This window comes from Capnocytophaga sp. oral taxon 903, from assembly GCF_013394785.1.
Taxonomy (GTDB): Bacteria; Bacteroidota; Bacteroidia; order Flavobacteriales; family Flavobacteriaceae; genus Capnocytophaga; species Capnocytophaga ochracea.
Map to the genome: position 1 here is coordinate 2454453 of NZ_JABXYW010000002.1, position 19653 is coordinate 2474105.

Below are 19653 nucleotides of genomic sequence, written 5' to 3' on the forward strand. Positions count from 1 at the left end.
AATCATTAAAGAATGAACACAAAAGAAATAGCAAATGGTATATTGCGTGCCGTAGGAATTATTGTATTGGTAGCCTTAGGGCTCTACACCCTTTACTTGCTACAATCTATTATCATTTACCTCATTGTATCGTTGGTACTGACATTGATGGGCAAACCTCTTATACAGTTTTTTTACAAAAAACTGAAGATAAAAAACCGAACCTTATGTGTGGTTCTTACAATGTTATTGTTCGTGGTATTGAGCCTTGGGGTATTCAGTTTATTTATCCCTTTGCTTATTTCGCAAGGCAAGAACCTCTCAAGCCTTAATATAGACTTGCTGAAGGACAATCTTGATGCCCTCCTCCACCAAACTCTTAGCAAGGTCGGACTTCAGAGAGAAGATTACTCTTTTGGAGTACAAGAGATGTTGAATTTTATCGATATTCCTAACTTCCTAAACTCTTTTATCTCGTTTATCAGTAGTTTTGGGGTAGGATTCTTCTCAGTGCTTTTTATTTCCTTCTTCTTTATGAAAGACGGTGACAGAATACTTATCGCATTGCTTTCTATTTTCTCTCCTAAACGTAAACGCAAACTTAAAACCTCTATTTTCAAAATAAACAACCTATTGTCGCGTTATTTTGTAGGATTAATGCTACAGCTTACTATTCTTTTTATAATTTACACCATAGTATTGCTTATTTTCGGAGTAGAAAATGCGTTTATCATAGCCCTTTTATGCGCTTTACTGAACCTTATTCCTTATATAGGCCCGATGATAGGTTTTATCCTAATGGCTTTGCTTACAATGAGTAGCAACCTACAAAACGACTTTATGACGGTAAGTCTGCCTACTACTATCTATGTGTTGATAGGGTTCATAATAGGTCAGTTTATTGATAATTTCTTTTCTCAACCGCTTATTTTCTCTAATTCAGTAAAATCTACTGCCTTAGAGATTTTCCTCATTACCCTTATTAGTGGTACGCTTTTCGGGATAACAGGAATGGTAGTGGCTATTCCCGCCTATACAGTACTGAAAGTAGTGTTAAAAGAGTTTTTCCCAAACAACAAGGTTGTAGAACTTCTCACTAAAAACATATAGCTATAAACCCTCTTGCTCTGTTCGTTTTAAATTAGACAAATGGTGAAAAACTCCGATTTTTAGGAAAAGAATGAACGAACAAAATATCCTCACCCCAGTCACATACTCTCCTATTCGGAGACTTCTCCCAAGGAGAGGGAGGGTAGTAACGGAAAAATGAGACAAACAATGAACGAACAAATGACGGTGCAAGCCGCACGGGCAGATAATGAAAAGACGAACAAAACCTCCCCCTAGCCCCCTCCAAAGGGGGAACTAAAGCGACGTAAAGACGAACAATGAACGAACAAAAGACGAACAATGAACGAACAAATAACGAACAATGAACGAAGCTAAACTGAAGCTAAGACAAAGCTATAATCTTAGAAAACTAAATATTAATTGCTTTTTTAAGGTAATAAAACTTTTAAAATAACGCAATGGTTTTAGAGTTTTTATGATTTTTAGACTTAACGGACAATAAGGATTTAAATAGCTATTATTCAAAGATATAAAATTATATATAAATAAAAAAGTGATTAAAGTAGCTTTTATTCAAAATATTATTCGTAACTTTGTAGCCTAATATCAAACTTGATAAATTTTAAAAGAAATGAGTAAATACGACGTTATTGTATTAGGAAGTGGTCCTGGTGGGTATGTTACTGCCATTCGCGCTTCTCAATTAGGGTTTAAAACCGCTGTTATTGAAAAAGAAAACCTCGGAGGTATTTGTTTAAACTGGGGTTGTATTCCTACGAAAGCTTTGTTAAAATCAGCGCAAGTGTTTGAATACCTAAAACATGCTGAGAACTATGGTATCACTGTAAAAAAAGAGTCTTTTGACAAAGATTTTTATGCGGTTATCAAACGTAGCCGCGAGGTAGCTGCTACAATGAGCAAAGGGGTGCAGTTCTTGATGAAAAAGAACAAAATAGATGTGATAATGGGCTATGGTACCCTAAAAGCTGGCAAGAAAGTAGACGTAAAAGATAAAGATGGTAAAGTAACTGAATACAGTGCTGACCACATCATTATTGCTACTGGAGCACGTTCACGCGAGTTGCCTGCTTTACCTCAAGACGGCAAGAAAATTATCGGTTACCGCCAAGCACTTACGCTCCCTGAGCAACCTAAGAAAATGATTGTGGTAGGTAGTGGAGCTATCGGTATTGAGTTTGCTTACTTCTATAACGCTATGGGTACTGAAGTAACCATCGTAGAGTTTATGCCTAACATTGTTCCTGTGGAAGATGAAGATATCTCTAAACAATTAGAAAAGAGTCTTACAAAATCAGGTATCAATATTATGACTTCGGCTGAGGTAACCAAAGTAGATACTTCTGGCAAAGGTGTAAAAGCATTTGTGAAAACAGCCAAAGGCGAAGAAGTTTTAGAAGCTGATATCTTGCTTTCAGCGGTAGGTATCAAAACAAATATCGAAAATATCGGTTTGGAAGCGGTAGGTATCAAAACTGAACGCGATAAAATTCAAGTAAACGAGTTCTACCAAACTAATGTTCCTGGTTATTACGCTATTGGTGACGTAGTTCCTGGTCAAGCCTTAGCACACGTAGCTTCAGCAGAAGGTATTATTTGCGTTGAAAAGATTAAAGGAATGCACGTAGAACCACTTAACTATGGTAATATCCCTGGTTGTACTTACTGCACTCCTGAAATTGCTTCAGTAGGTCTTACCGAAAAACAAGCTAAAGAAAAAGGCTATGAAATAAAAGTAGGTAAGTTCCCATTCACTGCCTCAGGAAAAGCAAATGCAGCGGGTACTACTGAAGGCTTCATAAAAGTAATCTTTGATGCTAAATATGGCGAATGGTTAGGTTGCCATATGATTGGTGCCGGTGTTACCGATATGATTGCTGAAGCGGTAGTAGCTCGTAAGTTGGAAACTACAGGACACGAAATCATCAAAGCGGTACACCCACACCCTACAATGAGCGAAGGTGTAAAAGAAGCAGTAGCAGCTGCTTATGGTGAAGCTATCGACATTTAATATTTTTGTTCCAATAAATTCATAAACGCAAGAAACTCCAAGTAAAAAGATTTTACTTGGAGTTTTTTTTATTAGTGTAAGTTTGAGATAAGAAATTTAACAGAGTGTTAGTTACAATTAACTTTGGCTAAGTTTAAAACTTTAGCTAAGTGTGGGAGTAAAAAACAGTATTGTATTATGTTGGAATAGTGCTAAAAGAGCGTTTGTAGCACCTCTAATGATTTTATTTGTCTAAAATTGGGGAAGTGCCATTCGTAGTATTTAAGCAGTTGAAAAAGCAATGCATTGCGCTCGTTCTTATTGCTTTTAACGCTTGATAACTGAGGATAATCGGTGTGTAGGAGGGTTTTGAATAGCAACAAGGTAGCGCCTGTAATGGTGTATTTGCTTTCATCGGTAGTAGTGAAAATGCCGTCTTCCAACGAAAAGGAGGGCAAATGCTCGTGAGTGGTATCGGGGTAAAAGCCGAGATAGCGAGTGATATCAAGCAGAAACTTTAAGTGAAAATTGGCAGAGAAGTCGTTTCTATCAAAAAAAAGGAGCTTCTGTTCTAAAAACAAAAACATTTCTTCATCGGGAGCTTCAGATGTGCAAACAAAAGCACATACTTCGGAAAGAAACATACTTACAGCACTCTTGTACATATCAGTATGTAACGAGTAATAAGGGACGGCTATCTTAGCTTCTTTTACACGTCCTAACGTACCGTTATTTTTATGGGTAGCCACCAGTTCTAACAGCATAAAAGGCTGAAAAAGGGCTGTTTTTAAGTTCCCTTTCTTCTGTGCTAAAACGCCTTGTAACAAATAGCTACGAGTACCCATCGTTTGAGTGAAACACTTCACTATAAGACTGTTATCGCTGTATTTGAGACTTGAAATAACTATGGCTCGGACTTTATGGTACATATTTCTTCTATAAATAGCGTTGCAAAAATACAAAAAAGACTTCAATAGGACGTAATTGATGATATAAATGAAAGGTAACGCCAATAATACCAATGAGAGAATGAGAAAATTAGAGAATTAGTAAATGGGGTACAAGCTTGAGTTAGAGGAATGGAGCTGTGCCTTGTGAAGTAACTTTTTGGAACATTAACTTTGGCAAAGGTCGTAGCACGACGGGCAATAGAAAATTAGAGAATTAGGAAATTAGCAAATGGGTAGTGATAAAAAAGGTTTTTTGACGGGTCTGACTTGTCGGACAAATTGGACTGGTCTGAGTTATCGGAGGAAAACGAAAAATATAAAAAGTGAGTTAGAAGGATTTTTGGTAAAAAAAGGGTGTAAGGAGGGTGTGGTTAGCTTATAGAGAGCTTATAGGAAGCTTATACGAATCTTGGACAATTGGTATAGGAAGGGTATATAAATAGTTGACTTATAGTACAATACAGCGATACAAAAAATGGTAAAAACGGGGTTTCGAGGCGAAAGAAAGAGAAAAGGCACTAGGCCTTAGGCCATAGGCAATAGGGGGAAGTATGACGGAAAGAAGAAGGAATCATTAGGAAATTAGTAGGTTAGTGGAAATATTGGAGAATCTTGGAGGGAGTTTGAATATAATGAGAGCATTTGTAATTCGCAATTATTTTGTACCTTTGCACCCATAATGAGCAAAAATAAGCATATAACCATTGAAAATGTAACCGTGATTGATGCAGGAGCCAAAGGCAAAAGCATTGCTAAAGCCCCTGACGGACGTGTGATATTTATAAGTAACGCTATTCCTGGTGATGTAGTAGATGTGCAGACCACCAAGAAGAAATCGGCTTATTATGAAGGTTTTGTAACTAAATATCACCAACTATCAGAACAACGAGTAACGCCCGTATGTTCTCACTTTGGTTATTGTGGCGGTTGCAAATGGCAAGATATGAACTACCAAAGTCAGCTATTTTACAAGCAGAAAGAAGTAGAAAACAACTTAGTACGGTTGGGCAGGATAGAAATTCCTGCTGTAATGCCTATCATAGGCTCTGAAGAGACTTATTACTACCGCAACAAAATGGAGTTTTCTTTTTCGGATATGCGCTGGCTCACTCCCGATGAAATTAAGAAAGCTGACGAAATAGACAATCGGAATGCCTTAGGTTTTCACATAGCAGGAGCTTGGGACAAGATTTTGGACATAGACAAATGTTACTTGCAAGCCGACCCTTCTAACGCGATACGCTTGGAGATAAAGCGTTTTGCCTTAGCTAACGAAATGCCTTTTTACAGCCCGAGGCAACAAACAGGCTTATTGCGTACTATGATGATACGCATTAGCTCCATTGGGCAAATAATGGTAGTGATACAGTTCTTCCGCAACGACCCTAAAATTACACTGCTCCTCGACCATATTGCAGAGACATTCCCGATGATTACCTCTTTGCAATACTGTATCAATAGCAAAGGTAACGATGCTATTTATGACCAAGAACTTATTTGCTATAAAGGTACTGACTGTATTTATGAGGAAATGGAAGGGTTGCGATTTAAAATCAATGCCAAGTCGTTTTACCAAACTAACTCAGCACAAGCGTACAAGCTGTACCAAGTAGCTCGTAACTTTGCCGATTTAAAGGGCGATGAATTAGTGTACGACCTTTATACGGGGACGGGCACTATTGCGCAATTTGTAGCCAAAAAAGCGAAAAAAGTGATAGGGGTAGAAGCTGTACCAGAAGCTATAACAGATGCCAAAGACAATGCTTTTGCCAATGGTATTGAGAATGTTACTTTTTACGTGGGAGATATGAAAAACATTTTCAACGACACTTTTATAGAAGAAAACGGCACCCCTGATGTGATTATCACCGACCCTCCTCGCGACGGTATGCACAAAGATGTAGTAGCTAAAATTCTTCAAATAGCCCCCCAAAAGATAGTATATGTAAGTTGCAATAGTGCAACGCAAGCGCGAGACCTTTCCTTGCTTGATGTAACTTATAAAGTAACCAAAATTCAGCCCGTGGATATGTTCCCACAAACCTACCACGTAGAGAATGTTGTATTATTAGAAAAGAGAAATGAAAAAAGCTGAAAAAGTAAACTTTATCATTGATACACTGGAAAGTATCTATCCTGAAATTACTATACCCCTACAACACAAAGACCCTTATACGCTACTGATAGCCGTACTCTTATCGGCACAAACTACCGATGCACGGGTGAACCAAATCACGCCTATTCTATTTAACAAAGCGGACAATCCGTATGATATGGTACTACTTTCGGTAGACGAAATACAGGAGATTATCAAACCCTTAGGGCTTGCCCCTATGAAATCTAAAGGTATTCACGGGCTTTCCCAAATACTCATAGACAAATACAACGGTGAAGTTCCTCAAACCTTTGAGGCTTTAGAGGCTCTCCCCTCAGTAGGACATAAAACTGCCAGCGTTGTTCTTGCACAAGCCTTTGGCATTCCGACCTTCCCCGTTGATACCCATATACACCGACTGATGCACCGCTGGAAGCTTTCCGACGGTAGTTCGGTAGTGCAAACGGAGAAAGATGCTAAACGACTCTTCCCCAAAGAAAAATGGAACAAACTGCACGTGCAAATCATCTTGTACGGGCGCGAATACAGTCCGGCGAGAGGCTGGAATATGGAAAAAGATATTATAACCAAAACCATTATACAATCGAAAAAATGAATTTACAACAGCGAGACGAAAAACATTTGTGGCACCCGTATACCCAACATCAAACGGCTGTCAAACCTATCGGAATTGTGAAAGGAAAAGATGCTCTCCTTTGGGACGAGGACGGCAAAGAATACATAGATGCCATTGCCAGTTGGTGGGTGAACCCCTATGGGCATAGCAACGAGCGATTAGCCCAAGCTGCCTACAAACAACTCACCCAGTTGGAGCACGTACTCTTTGGTGGCTTTACACACCGACCTGCCGTAGAGCTTGCTGAAAAGCTCATCAGTATTCTGCCTAAAAACCAACAGAAAGTATTCTTCTCGGACAACGGGTCGACAGCAGTGGAAGTAGGTATCAAGATGGCGTTACAGTACTTTTTCAATAAAGGCGAGAAGCGCTTTACGGTAGTTGCTTTTGAAGATGCATTTCACGGAGATACCTTTGCCGCTATGGCAGCTTCGGGTATTTCATTCTTTACTGATGCTTTTAAAGAACATTTGTTGAAAGTAGTGCGCATACCGTTACCCAAAAAAGGAAGCGATGAAGCTGCTAAAAAACTAAAAGAAGTGATTGCTGAACATCACCCTGCCGCCTTTATATTTGAAGCCTTAGTACAAGGAGCCTCAGGAATGCAAATATATGAACCAGAAGCCTTAGACAAGCTGATTCATATCGCACAAGAAAATGGTGTGATTACCATTGCCGACGAGGTAATGACAGGCTTCGGGCGTACAGGACGCACTTTTGCTTCGGACTATCTCACTCATAAACCCGATATTATGTGCTTATCGAAAGCTCTTACAGGAGGAACAATTCCGCTTGCAGTAACTACTGCTACCCAAGAGATATTCGACGGTTTTTACAGTGAAGACGTGAACAAAGCTCTTTTCCACGGACATACCTTTACAGCAAACCCGACGGGCTGTGCGATTGCCTTAGAAGCTATTCGCATATTGGAAAGTGACGAAATGCAAGCCAACTTAAAACGCATTGCACGCCGTCATCAGGAGTTTTTAGCCCGTATTGCGAAATATCCATCGGTAGAGAATGCACGTACCTTAGGTGTTATTTTGGCATTCGACCTCAAAACCTCTCAAAATACTGACTACTACGGCTCATTCAGGGATAAACTGTACAACTTCTTTATCTCAGAAGGCGTAATACTGCGTCCGGTGGGAAATATTATCTACATTTTGCCCCCTTACATCATCACAGATGCTCAATTAGACCGAGTGTATGATGTTTTAGAAGAAGCAATACAGAAGTTCTCTAATCAGTAAGAGAAAAGAAAAACACATTTAAGAGACTATTTTCATAAGAGAATAGTCTCTTTTTTATTTAGTAACACAAGAGAAAAGTTAAAATAATTTTATTGAGATATTAGTACGAGATACAATCTTTAGAATTTTATTTTGATAGTAAGAAAATATTCTATATCTTTGCACCACTTATGAAAACTTTATAACAAAGAAGTTTAAATACTGTATACAATGAAAAAATTAGTCTTATTAGCCACCGCTTTATGTATGGTGGCTTGCAAAAGTATTGAAGCACCCAAGTCAGTGGGAGCTATTCCTTCCGCACGTCAGTTGCCGTGGCACGAGATGGAATATTATGCTTTTATCCACTTTAATATGAACACCTTTACCGATATGGAATGGGGCACAGGTGGCGAAGACCCTGTTTTATTCAACCCTACTGAATTAGATGTAAATCAGTGGGTGAAAGTGATTAAAGACGCTGGTATGAAAGGTGTTATTATCACGGCTAAGCACCACGATGGTTTCTGCTTATGGCCATCAAAGTACACTGAGCACTCTGTAAAAAACTCACCTTGGAAAAACGGCAAAGGCGATGTTATAAAAGAGCTTTCAGAAGCCTGCCACAAAGCAGGACTTAAATTTGGAGTATATTTATCACCTTGGGATAGAAACCACGCTGAGTATGGCAGAGAAGCCTACGTAACCTATTTCCATAACCAACTACGAGAATTGCTTACCAATTACGGTGAAATATTTGAAGTATGGTTTGACGGTGCGAACGGTGGTTCAGGTTATTACGGTGGAGCTAACGAAACTCGTACTATTGATGCTCATACTTATTATCAGTGGGATAAAACATTTGCCATAGTACGCAAATTGCAGCCTAATGCTACTATCTTTGGTGATGAAGGCCCGGATATTCGCTGGATAGGTAATGAAAAAGGCTTTGGTACTCCTACTAACTGGAATCCTTTTACCTCTAACCCTTCTTTACAAGGAAAAGACCGCTTACATCATTTGGGTGAAGGCGATGAAAATGGCGTAAATTGGATTCCTGCTGAAGCTGACGTATCTATTCGCCCAGGTTGGTATTACCACGCACGAGAAGACCACCAAGTGCGTCCGTTAGAAAAAATGGTAGACATATACTACGCTTCAGTAGGTCGCGGTTACAACTTATTACTCAATCTTCCCGTGGATAGACGTGGCTTAGTACACGAAAATGACATCAAGAGACTTATGGAACTCAAAAAAGTTATAGAAGCAGATTTTGCACATAACCTCGTAACTGATGCCTCTGTAACGGCTTCTAATATTCGTAAAAATAACAAGCAATTTAACCCTGAAAAAACTACCGATAGTGATAAAAATACCTATTGGACAACCGACGAAGGAGTAACAGAAGCTTCTATAGAACTAAACTTTACCAAGCCTACTACTTTTAATCGCTTTATGGCACAAGAGTATATCCCATTGGGGCAACGTGTAAAGAAGTTTAAATTAGAATACCAAAAAGATGGCAAATGGGAAACTATAGATGAACAAACAACTATTGGCTACAAACGATTACTACGCTTCCCATCAGTAACAGCTACTAAGGTACGTTTCACAGTTTTAGAAGCTAAAGGTTCGCCATTGATTAGCAATATAGGGTTATACAATGCACCTGTGTTATTGGTAACTCCTCAGCTTTCTCGTGATAAGAATGGTCAAGTAACCCTCACTCCCGCTGATACTGAAACTGAAATTTACTATACCTTAGACGGCAGTCAGCCTACTGAGCAGTCGTTGCGTTATACAACTCCTTTCCCTGTTACTCAGCCTACTTCTTTAAAATTTGTAGCCTATGACCGCAAGCAGCAATTGTACAGTGAAGTCGCTTCTTACGCATTGGATATCCCCAAAGCAAAGTGGAAAGTGTTATCTTCTGCTTCCTCTGATATCCAGAAAGTAATTGATGAGAAACCTAATACGTGGTTTGCTCAAGAAAAGGGCAATACACCCACTGCCATTACTATTGATTTAGGAGAGCTGTTAAACCTAAAAGGATTTACCTATTTGCCTTCACAAGACCGCTGGGCTGAAGGCACTATCAGTCATTACATTTTTGAAGTGAGTACTGATAATGTACATTGGAAGAAGCTAAGTGAGGGAGAATTTGGCAATATCAAGAACAATCCTATTGAACAACGCATTACTTTCCCTGCCGAGAAAGCCCGTTATATCAAGCTTACCGCTACCCAAACTGTAGATGATACCAATAAAGTATCGTATGCCGAAATAGGAATCATTACACAATAAAGCTATGTATCTTAAAAACGGAAGATTATCACAGAGCCCTAAGTGGCTTTACATTATAGTTCCAACCCTGTTCTTTGCCTTTACAGGGTTGAACTTTTTAGTAGCACAATTTTTTGATACTACTACACTTATACAGTCGGAAATTGCCCAAAAAGGAGAATTGCAATTCTTGTTTGAGAACTTAGTTGTCTTTGCCATCTTCTTAGGGTTATTGCTACTATGGGTGAAGTTCATACATCGCCAGCCTTTGGTAGCACTTATTACGGCGCGACCACGTATCAGTTGGAAGCGTTTTTGGTTTGCTTTCTTGCTGTGGGGAGGCGTAACTATAGCAATGACTTGTATCGACTACTTATTTTTTAACCCCGATGATTATATTTGGAATTTTCAGTGGATACCTTTCTTAAAACTACTCGTGATAGTAGTGCTATTCATTCCTTTGCAAACCGCTTTTGAAGAAATATTCTTTCGTGGCTATCTAATGCAAGGCTTAGGACTTGCAATGCGTAATGCGTGGTTTCCTTTGCTTTTTACCTCTATCACCTTCGGGCTAATGCACATTGCCAACCCCGAGGTAGAAAAATTAGGATACAGCTTGCTTATCTATTACATAGGTACAGGCTTGTTCTTAGGTATCACTACCTTAATGGACGATGGCTTGGAATTAGCCTTAGGGTTTCACACCGCCAACAACCTTTTTACAGCTCTTTTAGTAACTTCCGACTGGACAGTATTCCAAGTTCCTTCCGTCTTGCGTGATGTTTCAGAACCCTCTTTAGGCTTCAGTATATGGGCTCCTCTATTGCTCTGCTTTCCTCTTTTATTGTATATCTACGCCAAGAAATACCATTGGAAAGAGTGGAAAAAACACTTATTATAAAAGAAAACTTAATTTTTTATTAGGATAATTTCCTTCATATCATAATATTTTATACCTTTGCAACCGATTTTAAATAGCAAAAGGCGATATCCCGAAAAGCCTTTAACAGAGTAGGGAGTAATTTTAATTTTCAGTTTTTATGGAAGAAAATACAACTTCAACACAAGAGCAATCTGTTCCTCAAGAACAGCAAACTGCTAAAGAAAACAACCCAACCATCATTATCCAAAACTCCTCTAAGAGCAACGGAATAGGCACTGCTGGTTTCGTATTAGCTTTAATAGCTGTATTCTTAGGTTGGGTTCCTGTTTTAGGGTGGATTATCTGGCTTTTAGGACTCGTCCTTTCAGGTATAGGTGTTACTAAAACTCCTAAAGGATTAGCCATTGCAGGGCTTGTGCTCTCTTTAATTGGGCTTGTTATCCTTATTCTTTTAGCTACTGTTTTTGCAACAGCGGCAGCTGTTTCTTCAATGCCAGTACAATAAGAATTTACAAAAAAGGCTATCTGAGATTCTTCTCAGATAGCCTTTTTCTATAAAGTTACATATCATTTTAGCTCCCTATAATAAAAATAGTAGGTCTCTTCTGCACATCAATATTCGTTTTCTTCCAACGATGCATAGGGAGTGTTTTAATTTCTTCAGTAGGAAGCGTAATATCACAAGCCACGCATAAAAGAGTATTAGCCTGTAATGTCTCTATCAAGTCAGTAAGCATTTGCTTATTGCGGTAAGGCGTTTCTATAAATAGTTGCGACTGTCCTTCTCGTGCTTTGCGCTCTAAGGTTTTAAGTGCCTTCTTTCGCTCTTGTTTATCAATAGGGAGATATCCGTTAAAAGCAAAATTCTGCCCATTAAGTCCACTCGCCATCATTGCCAATAACAGCGAAGAAGGTCCTACCAGCGGAATCACTTTCAGTCCTTTTTGGTGAGCCACCCGCACAATATCAGCTCCTGGGTCGGCTATCCCTGGGCAACCTGCCTCCGAGATAATCCCTATCGAATGTCCTTCCATACAAGAGGTTAGGAAACTCTGATAGTCAGTATCCTGATGGTGCTTATCTATCACAACTATTTTTAAATCTGCTTGCACCTTGTCCGGAGTAACGAGCTTGATAAACTTCCTTGCCGACTTTTCGTTTTCTACTACAAAATAAGTAAGTGATTGCACTACATTTGCCACCTGTGCTGGCAATACATCAAGAGCAACACCTCCTAATAAGTTCGGTATTAAATAAACATTTCCCATCGTTGTTTGTATCAACATTACTAACAGATTGCAAAGGTATATTTTTTTCATCATACTTATAGTATTAAATGATTAATTATTTGTACCTTTGTCGCGTATATCTCAACAATCTATAATCACAACAAATGAAAAACATTCTCTCTTATAATATCATTTTCTCGGTTATTACACTGATAAGCTGTAATAAAGACAGCAACAGCAATAACCTTTCTGAGCATTCCCAACAAATGCTACAACAAGCTATGCGCAATACCGAAGCAGGGCACGACACAAATTTTAGTGACAACACTCCCTTCATTTTCAATGGTTATAGTAATACTTCCAACAGATTGTTCGAAAAAGGAGGTAACATATCTATCGGGGCTGCCTTAAATTTTGCGTCTCTTAATCACAACAAAATCATTTATAAAAGTTGTCATTGGGGAATTTATGGCAAAGAAGGCTACTGCAAGTACCCTAACGAAAACCGATATTTTGAATTGTACAACCTTTGGGGGGTGCTATTTTCTGAAAAAAACAATCAGAACCCTAACGCTTTGATAAATGTAAAAAACTTCCGCTTCTACGTGCTTTACAAAGGTGAAAACGTATGGCGTAGAGTTCATTTTCCTGAAACTGATATTACCGACCAAGCCCCTATCACGTGGGCGGCTACATATTATAAAGATATCGTAACAGAAGCAGGCAATGGGAAGATTAAAGTAATACAAGAAAAAAACTATTCCACTATCCCTATTGCCAAATCAGGAAAATACGACGGCAAATGGTATGATGCCAAAATATTAGTAAACCACTTTGGTTCTAAACTTATGAAACCTGTAGGAGAGTTCACCCCCAGCAAAGTCGAAGGCGTGTATATGCAAGTAGAGGTACGTCTCGACCCAAGTACTCCCAACGCCAAAGTAGGCATACAAGCTGGTATGGACGTCCGCCACGAAGGCATTAAAACTACTTACTATATGGCTTTTGGCTCTACCCGCATCGTTACAGTTACCCCTCATTGGAAAACCGTTAATTGGGTAAACTACGCAGGCGGACAAGGAGCTGACGAAGGAGGCGTCGTACTGAGTAAAGAACGATTACTAAACACCTCTTTTCCAAGAGAATAATCCTCTATTAAACAGCTCTAAAAAGCACCTTATCTCTCAAAACGAAACATATCTTATATAAAACGAAATTAGAATAGGGATTACTACCTTATATCATTCGTATAGCTTTTCTATATCTATCGTCCAAGATTCGTATAAGCTTCCTATAAGCTTCCTATATCTATCCCTTAACTATCAAGCTCTTACAACAATAGCAAAACAAACCCAAAAAAGTACCTAACAAACTAATTATCACAATGAAACAGTTATTTTATCAAAAAGAAGGAAAAAGAAAGAATAAGACAATTGTCTTCCTTCACGGCTTTTTAGAAGACCATACTATATGGCAACCTATTACTAAAGCTCTCTCTACCGAATATTTCACACTATCCATCGACCTTTTAGGGCACGGGCAGAGCCCCACTATCGCCCCAGTACACACAATGGAAATGATGGCAAACCAAGTAAACGATATCTTACTAAAAGAAGAAATAGAACATTGCACCATCGTGGGGCACTCAATGGGAGGTTATGTAGCCTTAGCCTTTGCCGAGTTATTCCCCAAAAAAGTAGAAGGAATAGTATTGTTAAACTCCACTACCCTACCCGATTCCCCAGAGAAAAAAGTAAATAGAGACCGAGTGCTGAAAGTAATCGATGAAGAAAAAGAACTCTTCGTGCGCACTGCCGTTACAAACCTATTTAGCGATGAAAACAAAACACTGATGAAACCCGCACTCAACAAACTAATCGATATAGCAATGCACACCCCTAACGAAGGTATCAAAGCAGCTTCCTTAGGAATGAAACAACGCCCCGACCGCACTGAACTATTCGAACAACTAACCGCTAAAAAGCATATCATTATGGGTGAAAAAGACGCTCTTATCCCTTCTGATAGTTTGATAGCATTAGCCCAAAAAGCAGGTGCAAGCTATACCCTGCTTTCAGGAGGACATTTAGTATATATTGAGAACGAAGCCGAAACCATAGAAGCCCTGCGCAATTTTATGGCACAACCCTAATCTTAACTCCTTTTCTCAAATTCCAAGATATGTATAAGCTATTTATTCGCCCATTCCTTTTCAGTCTCGACCCCGAGAAAGCTCATCACTTTACATTTAAATACTTAAAGTTTGTTCACAAAATCCCCTTAGTGCCTTTGCTCATTCGCAAAATATACAATGTAGAACACCCTTCTCTACATCGCGAAGTCTTTGGGCTACACTTCAAAAATCCCATAGGGTTAGCCGCAGGTTTAGATAAAGATGCTAAATTGTACAAAGAGTTAGCCAATTTAGGTTTTGGTTTTATCGAAATCGGAACCATTACCCCTAAACTACAACTGGGGAACCCCAAAAAGCGATTGTTCAGACTCATAGAAGACCAAGGAATTATAAACCGTATGGGCTTTAACAACGAAGGAGTTGAAGCTGCTGTAAAGCGCCTTAAAAAGAATACCAATGTACTGATAGGAGGAAATATTGGTAAAAATAAAACTACCCCAAATGAAGAAGCCGTAAACGATTACCTGATTTGTTTTGAACAACTCTTTAATTATGTCGATTATTTTGTAGTAAATGTAAGTTCTCCCAATACTCCAAATTTGCGTACATTACAAGAAAAAGAACCTCTAAAACAGCTTTTAAGCACTTTGCAAAATACAAACCTAACCCATAAAAACCCCAAGCCTATCCTCTTAAAAATCGCCCCTGACCTTACCGACGAACAACTGTCAGATATCATCGAAATCGTACAAGAAACTCATATTGCAGGCGTAATAGCTACCAACACCACGATTGGTAGAGAAGGGTTAGTATCCGATAATCAAAAAGAAACCGGCGGACTTAGTGGGAAACCTCTAAAAAATCGCTCCACTGAGGTAATACGTTTTCTAAGTGAAAAGAGCAACCACGCATTTCCCATCATTGGCGTTGGAGGAATATTTAGTGAAACCGATGCCCTCGAAAAGTTAGAAGCAGGAGCCTCACTTATCCAGCTCTATACAGGTTTCATTTACGAAGGTGCAGGTCTTATAAAGCGCATTAATAAACAGCTAATTGCTAATTCTAACCAACATTAGCATTATTTCCGTTATTTGTTATTTGCGATTCTTAATTCACCGATACAAACCAAACGCATTGATAAAATAAAAATCTTGATGAAAATTTATAAACATACTCACCTCACAAATATTGTCAATTACTAATTATTTTATACCTTTGCACTTATTTTCAAAAACGATATTATGATACAGTCAATGACAGGCTTTGGCAAGAGTGTACTATCTCTCACCGATAAACATATTAGTATAGAAATCAAATCCCTAAACAGTAAGAGTATTGATATCAATACACGTATTCCGCAAGCGTATCGCGAAAAAGAACTCGATTTCCGTAAACTCATTGCCGAGCAACTCTTGCGCGGGAAAGTAGATTTTAGTATCTTTGTAGAAAATACAGGTACACAAACACCTTCTAAAATCAATCCTAATATCGTAAAATCCTATATCGAGCAAATGCGTACTATTGTTGATGGTGACCTTACCGAACTGCTAAAAATGGCAGTACGTATGCCCGATGCCTTACAAACCACTACCGAAAGCGTTTCCGAAGAAGAACTTTCAGCTATTTTCGAACATATCAGCCTCGCCATTACCGATTTGCAAACCTTCCGCATTCAAGAAGGTAAAGTTTTAGAAAAAGACTTCGTTTTGCGTATTAGTAACATCGATAGCTTACTGCAAGAGGTACAAGCTCTCGACAGTGAACGCTTAGCGCTCATTCGCGAACGCTTGGAAAAAGCGGTAGCTGATATCCAGAGTGTAGATGCCAACCGCTTTGAGCAAGAACTCATTTTCTACTTAGAAAAATTGGACATCACAGAAGAAAAAATCCGACTCAAAAAACACTTAGACTATTTTCTCGAAACCCTTCACAGCGAAGATTCTAACGGACGTAAATTGAGCTTTATTGCACAAGAAATAGGCAGAGAAATCAATACCTTAGGTTCAAAAGCTAACTTCGCTCCTATGCAACAGTTAGTAGTCCAAATGAAAGACGAACTCGAAAAGATTAAAGAACAAGTATTAAACGTCCTGTAACCTGACACCTATCACCTGACACCTAAAAATGAACAAACTAATTATTTTCTCAGCTCCTTCTGGGAGCGGCAAAACTACCATAGTGAGACATTTACTCTCGCTCAAAAAACTAAACTTAGCCTTTTCTATTTCGGCTACTTCTCGTGCTCCTCGTGGTGAAGAACAACACGGCAAAGAATACTATTTCCTTTCTGCTGATGAATTCAAAAAACGTGTTCAGCACAACGAATTTATGGAATGGGAAGAGGTATACACAGGTTGTTATTACGGCACATTAAAATCAGAAGTAGAACGCCTATGGGCAAAGGGAAAGAATGTGATATTCGATATTGATGTCGCAGGAGGTCTCCGTCTCAAACAACAATATCCAGAACAAACCTTAGCAGTATTTGTTGAACCGCCAAGCCTTATTGTCTTAGAAGAACGCTTGCGCAACCGTAAGACTGAAACAGAGGAGAAAATACAAATGCGTCTCAACAAAGCCGAACAAGAAATGGCAACTGCTCACCAGTTTGATGTGATTATCAAAAACGATAATCTACAACAAGCCCTACAAGAGGCTGAGCGCATAGTAACCGATTTTATCAACCGATGAAAAAACAAATAGGCTTATTCTTTGGCTCGTTTAACCCTATTCATATAGGGCATCTCATTATCGCCAATCATTTGGTAGAGCACAGTGCAATGAACGAACTGTGGTTTGTGGTAACACCTCAAAATCCGTTTAAAGAAAAACAATCGTTATTAGACAACCACTTGCGATTGGAAATGGTCAATTTGGCAATAGAGAGCTATCCCAAGTTACGCGCCTCAAACATCGAGTTTCACTTGCCACAACCTAATTACACAGTTAATACCTTAGCCTATTTAGAGGAAAAACACCCTAATACTAACTTTGCCCTAATTATGGGGGAAGACAACTTAAAGAGCTTTCACAAATGGAAGAACTACGAGCATATTTTAGCAAATTACCCTATTTATGTCTATCCTCGTATTTCAGAAGGCACAGTGCCCGAAGCTTTAACTGAGCACCAGCATATCACCCGTGTACCCGCCCCTATCATCGAACTCTCAGCCACCTTTATCCGTGAAGAGCTCAAAGCTGGACGCAATATACGTCCGCTCCTCCCCGAAAAAGTATGGCAATACATTGATAAATTAGGACTCTATTTCAATTAACAATTGACAAGTAATAATTAACATTTTTGCGTCATACACTTAGCCAAAGTTTCACACTTTGGCTAAGTTAAAACCAATAATATCTTTGTTTAATTTCTAAGGCGTAAGTCTTATCTCTTTTAATATATGAAAAAAACGAAAATACTAATGGTTTGCTTAGGCAATATTTGCCGTTCTCCTTTAGCCGAAGGCGTGATGAGGAGCAAACTCCCTTCCGATAACTTTGAAGTAGATTCAGCTGGTACCGCCAACTATCACGTAGGCGATGCTCCTGACACTCGTTCTATCGCCTCTGGCAAAAAACACGGAGTAGATATCTCTATGCTTAGAGGTCGTCAGTTCTCAGCCAAAGATTTTGCCCTTTTCGATTATATTTTCGTAATGGATAAAAGCAATTACCAAAACGTTATCCGGCTTGCTAAGAACGAAAAAGAGCGTACTAAAGTACATTTCTTAGCTGATGCTTTGGGTGGAATGACACAACACGAAATCCCCGACCCTTATTACGGCACAGAAGCTGATTTCGAAAACGTCTATCAGCTCATTGACGAGGCTTGCACCAAAGTTGCTCACAAACTATCTCCTAACCCCTAACTACTATTATCTCCTAAAATGGACTTCTCATCTAAACTCTTAGAAAACGCCGTCTACGAAATAGCACAATTGCCTAGTATAGGCAAACGTACGGCTTTGCGTTTAGCCTTGCACCTGCTCAAACAACCCGAAGAGCAATCACTACAATTGGCACAAGCTATTGTGGCTTTACGCACCCATATACAGTATTGTAAAAACTGCTACAACATCTCCGATGTAGATTTATGTGAGATATGTGCTAACCCTATGCGTGATACGGGAGTCGTTTGTGTTGTAGAAGATTTTAGAGATGTAATGGCAATAGAAAACACAGGACAATTCTTTGGTCAGTATCACGTCTTAGGAGGTAAAATATCCCCTATCGATGGCATCGCTCCTTCCAATCTACATATTGCCTCACTGATAGAAAAAGTAAAGACAGGTAAAGTAACTGAACTAATCCTCGCTCTGAGCAATACAATGGAGGGCGATACTACCAATTTCTATATTTACAAACAAGTAGAGCCTTACCATATCACCATTTCTACCATTGCCCGAGGCATAGCCGTAGGAGGCGAACTCGAATATACTGATGAGGTAACTTTGGGCAGAAGTATTACTCAGCGCATTCCTTTTGAAAAAGCTATTAAAGCCGTCTAAAATATGATACAAGTAGCCAATACCATTATTTCGGAAGATATCATAGATTGCGATTTTGTATGCAATCTCAATGCTTGTAAAGGTGTTTGTTGTATAGAAGGTGATGCAGGAGCACCCGTAGAAGAAAGCGAACTAAAAGTGATGAAGCGCATTTATCCCAAAGTAGCTCCTTACCTTACCGAGGAAGGTCGTACAGCTATCGAGGAGCAAGGAGTATACATCAAAGGAGAAGACGGCGAATGGGAAACTCCGCTCATCAATGGAGGCGAATGCGCTTATGTAGTACGCAATGAGAAAGGTTGGGCTCTTTGTGCTATCGAGCAAGCATATAACGATAAAAAGATAGACTGGAAGAAACCTATATCGTGTCACTTATATCCTATACGATTACAAGAGTACAGCTCCTTCACAGCAGTCAATTACCATCGTTGGAGTCCTATATGTGATGATGCTTGTGTCTTGGGTAAAAAGTTACAAGTGCCTATTTACAAATTCGTAAAAGAGGCTCTTATTAGAAAGTTTGGAGAAGAGTGGTACCAAGAATTAGAGCTTATAGCTGAGCACTTGAAAAAGTAACATACAAATAACAAAATAAAAGAGACAGTACTTTTAATATTGTACTGTCTCTTTCTTATATAGATATT

General features: G+C 39.1%; 19 protein-coding genes. 17 read left to right on the plus strand and 2 right to left on the minus strand.

The features are described from left to right. Positions 1-12: 12 nt before the first annotated feature. Entirely contained in the window at positions 13-1089 is a 1077-nt protein-coding gene (locus tag HW279_RS10300; protein WP_178958921.1) for an AI-2E family transporter, read from the plus strand. 592 nt (positions 1090-1681) lie between these two features. Further along, entirely contained in the window at positions 1682-3079 is a 1398-nt protein-coding gene (gene lpdA / locus HW279_RS10305; protein ID WP_002672574.1) for a dihydrolipoyl dehydrogenase, read from the plus strand. A 191-nt stretch (positions 3080-3270) separates the two neighbouring features. Here lpdA and recO read toward each other — a convergent pair whose 3' ends face one another. Beyond that, a complete protein-coding gene (gene recO, locus HW279_RS10310; RefSeq protein WP_178958922.1) occupies positions 3271-3987 on the minus strand; it encodes a DNA repair protein RecO in 717 nt (238 codons plus the stop codon). Positions 3988-4687: 700 nt separating this feature from the next. Between recO and rlmD the strand changes: the two genes are divergently transcribed. The 6 genes from rlmD (at position 4688) to HW279_RS10340 (ending at position 11643) form a co-directional block, all read left to right on the plus strand. Continuing rightward, positions 4688-6103, plus strand: coding sequence for a 23S rRNA (uracil(1939)-C(5))-methyltransferase RlmD (gene rlmD / locus HW279_RS10315; RefSeq protein WP_178958923.1), 1416 nt, complete (start codon positions 4688-4690; stop codon positions 6101-6103). Beyond that, positions 6090-6719, plus strand: coding sequence for an endonuclease III domain-containing protein (locus HW279_RS10320; RefSeq protein WP_009418990.1), 630 nt, complete (start codon positions 6090-6092; stop codon positions 6717-6719). Before rlmD ends, HW279_RS10320 begins: the two co-directional genes overlap by 14 nt. Next, positions 6716-7993 carry an adenosylmethionine--8-amino-7-oxononanoate transaminase gene (gene bioA, locus HW279_RS10325; protein WP_178958924.1) on the plus strand — a complete coding sequence of 426 codons (1278 nt, stop codon included), beginning with the start codon at positions 6716-6718 and terminating at the stop codon, positions 7991-7993. Before HW279_RS10320 ends, bioA begins: the two co-directional genes overlap by 4 nt. Positions 7994-8203: 210 nt before the next feature. After that, complete coding sequence (locus HW279_RS10330; RefSeq protein WP_178958925.1) at positions 8204-10276, plus strand: alpha-L-fucosidase; 2073 nt, start codon at positions 8204-8206, stop codon at positions 10274-10276. Positions 10277-10280: 4 nt separating this feature from the next. Continuing rightward, complete coding sequence (locus HW279_RS10335) at positions 10281-11156, plus strand: CPBP family intramembrane glutamic endopeptidase (RefSeq protein WP_178958926.1); 876 nt, start codon at positions 10281-10283, stop codon at positions 11154-11156. A 139-nt stretch (positions 11157-11295) separates the two neighbouring features. Further along, positions 11296-11643, plus strand: coding sequence for a hypothetical protein (locus tag HW279_RS10340; RefSeq protein ID WP_178958927.1), 348 nt, complete (start codon positions 11296-11298; stop codon positions 11641-11643). A 67-nt stretch (positions 11644-11710) separates the two neighbouring features. Here HW279_RS10340 and HW279_RS10345 read toward each other — a convergent pair whose 3' ends face one another. Beyond that, complete coding sequence (locus tag HW279_RS10345) at positions 11711-12460, minus strand: SAM-dependent methyltransferase (protein ID WP_178958928.1); 750 nt, start codon at positions 12458-12460, stop codon at positions 11711-11713. A gap of 71 nt (positions 12461-12531) precedes the next feature. Between HW279_RS10345 and HW279_RS10350 the strand changes: the two genes are divergently transcribed. From HW279_RS10350 to HW279_RS10390, 9 genes are all read left to right on the plus strand, one after another. Continuing rightward, positions 12532-13515: a hypothetical protein gene (locus HW279_RS10350; protein WP_178958929.1), complete on the plus strand. Its 984-nt coding sequence runs from the start codon at positions 12532-12534 to the stop codon at positions 13513-13515. A gap of 236 nt (positions 13516-13751) precedes the next feature. Then, positions 13752-14519, plus strand: coding sequence for an alpha/beta fold hydrolase (locus tag HW279_RS10355; RefSeq protein WP_178958930.1), 768 nt, complete (start codon positions 13752-13754; stop codon positions 14517-14519). A gap of 29 nt (positions 14520-14548) precedes the next feature. Next, a complete protein-coding gene (locus HW279_RS10360; protein ID WP_178958931.1) occupies positions 14549-15577 on the plus strand; it encodes a quinone-dependent dihydroorotate dehydrogenase in 1029 nt (342 codons plus the stop codon). A gap of 165 nt (positions 15578-15742) precedes the next feature. Next, positions 15743-16597: a YicC/YloC family endoribonuclease gene (locus HW279_RS10365; protein WP_053580767.1), complete on the plus strand. Its 855-nt coding sequence runs from the start codon at positions 15743-15745 to the stop codon at positions 16595-16597. A gap of 28 nt (positions 16598-16625) precedes the next feature. Beyond that, on the plus strand, positions 16626-17192 hold the full coding sequence (gmk, locus tag HW279_RS10370; protein WP_178958932.1) for a guanylate kinase: 567 nt from the start codon (positions 16626-16628) through the stop codon (positions 17190-17192). Next, a complete protein-coding gene (gene nadD, locus HW279_RS10375; RefSeq protein WP_178958933.1) occupies positions 17189-17776 on the plus strand; it encodes a nicotinate (nicotinamide) nucleotide adenylyltransferase in 588 nt (195 codons plus the stop codon). The genes gmk and nadD overlap by 4 nt, the downstream gene beginning before the upstream one ends. Positions 17777-17902: 126 nt before the next feature. Beyond that, positions 17903-18370, plus strand: coding sequence for a low molecular weight protein-tyrosine-phosphatase (locus HW279_RS10380; RefSeq protein WP_178958934.1), 468 nt, complete (start codon positions 17903-17905; stop codon positions 18368-18370). Positions 18371-18388: 18 nt separating this feature from the next. Further along, entirely contained in the window at positions 18389-19009 is a 621-nt protein-coding gene (gene recR / locus HW279_RS10385) for a recombination mediator RecR (protein WP_178958935.1), read from the plus strand. A 3-nt stretch (positions 19010-19012) separates the two neighbouring features. After that, complete coding sequence (locus HW279_RS10390; protein WP_178958936.1) at positions 19013-19585, plus strand: DUF3109 family protein; 573 nt, start codon at positions 19013-19015, stop codon at positions 19583-19585. The last annotated feature ends 68 nt before the right edge of the window (positions 19586-19653 follow it).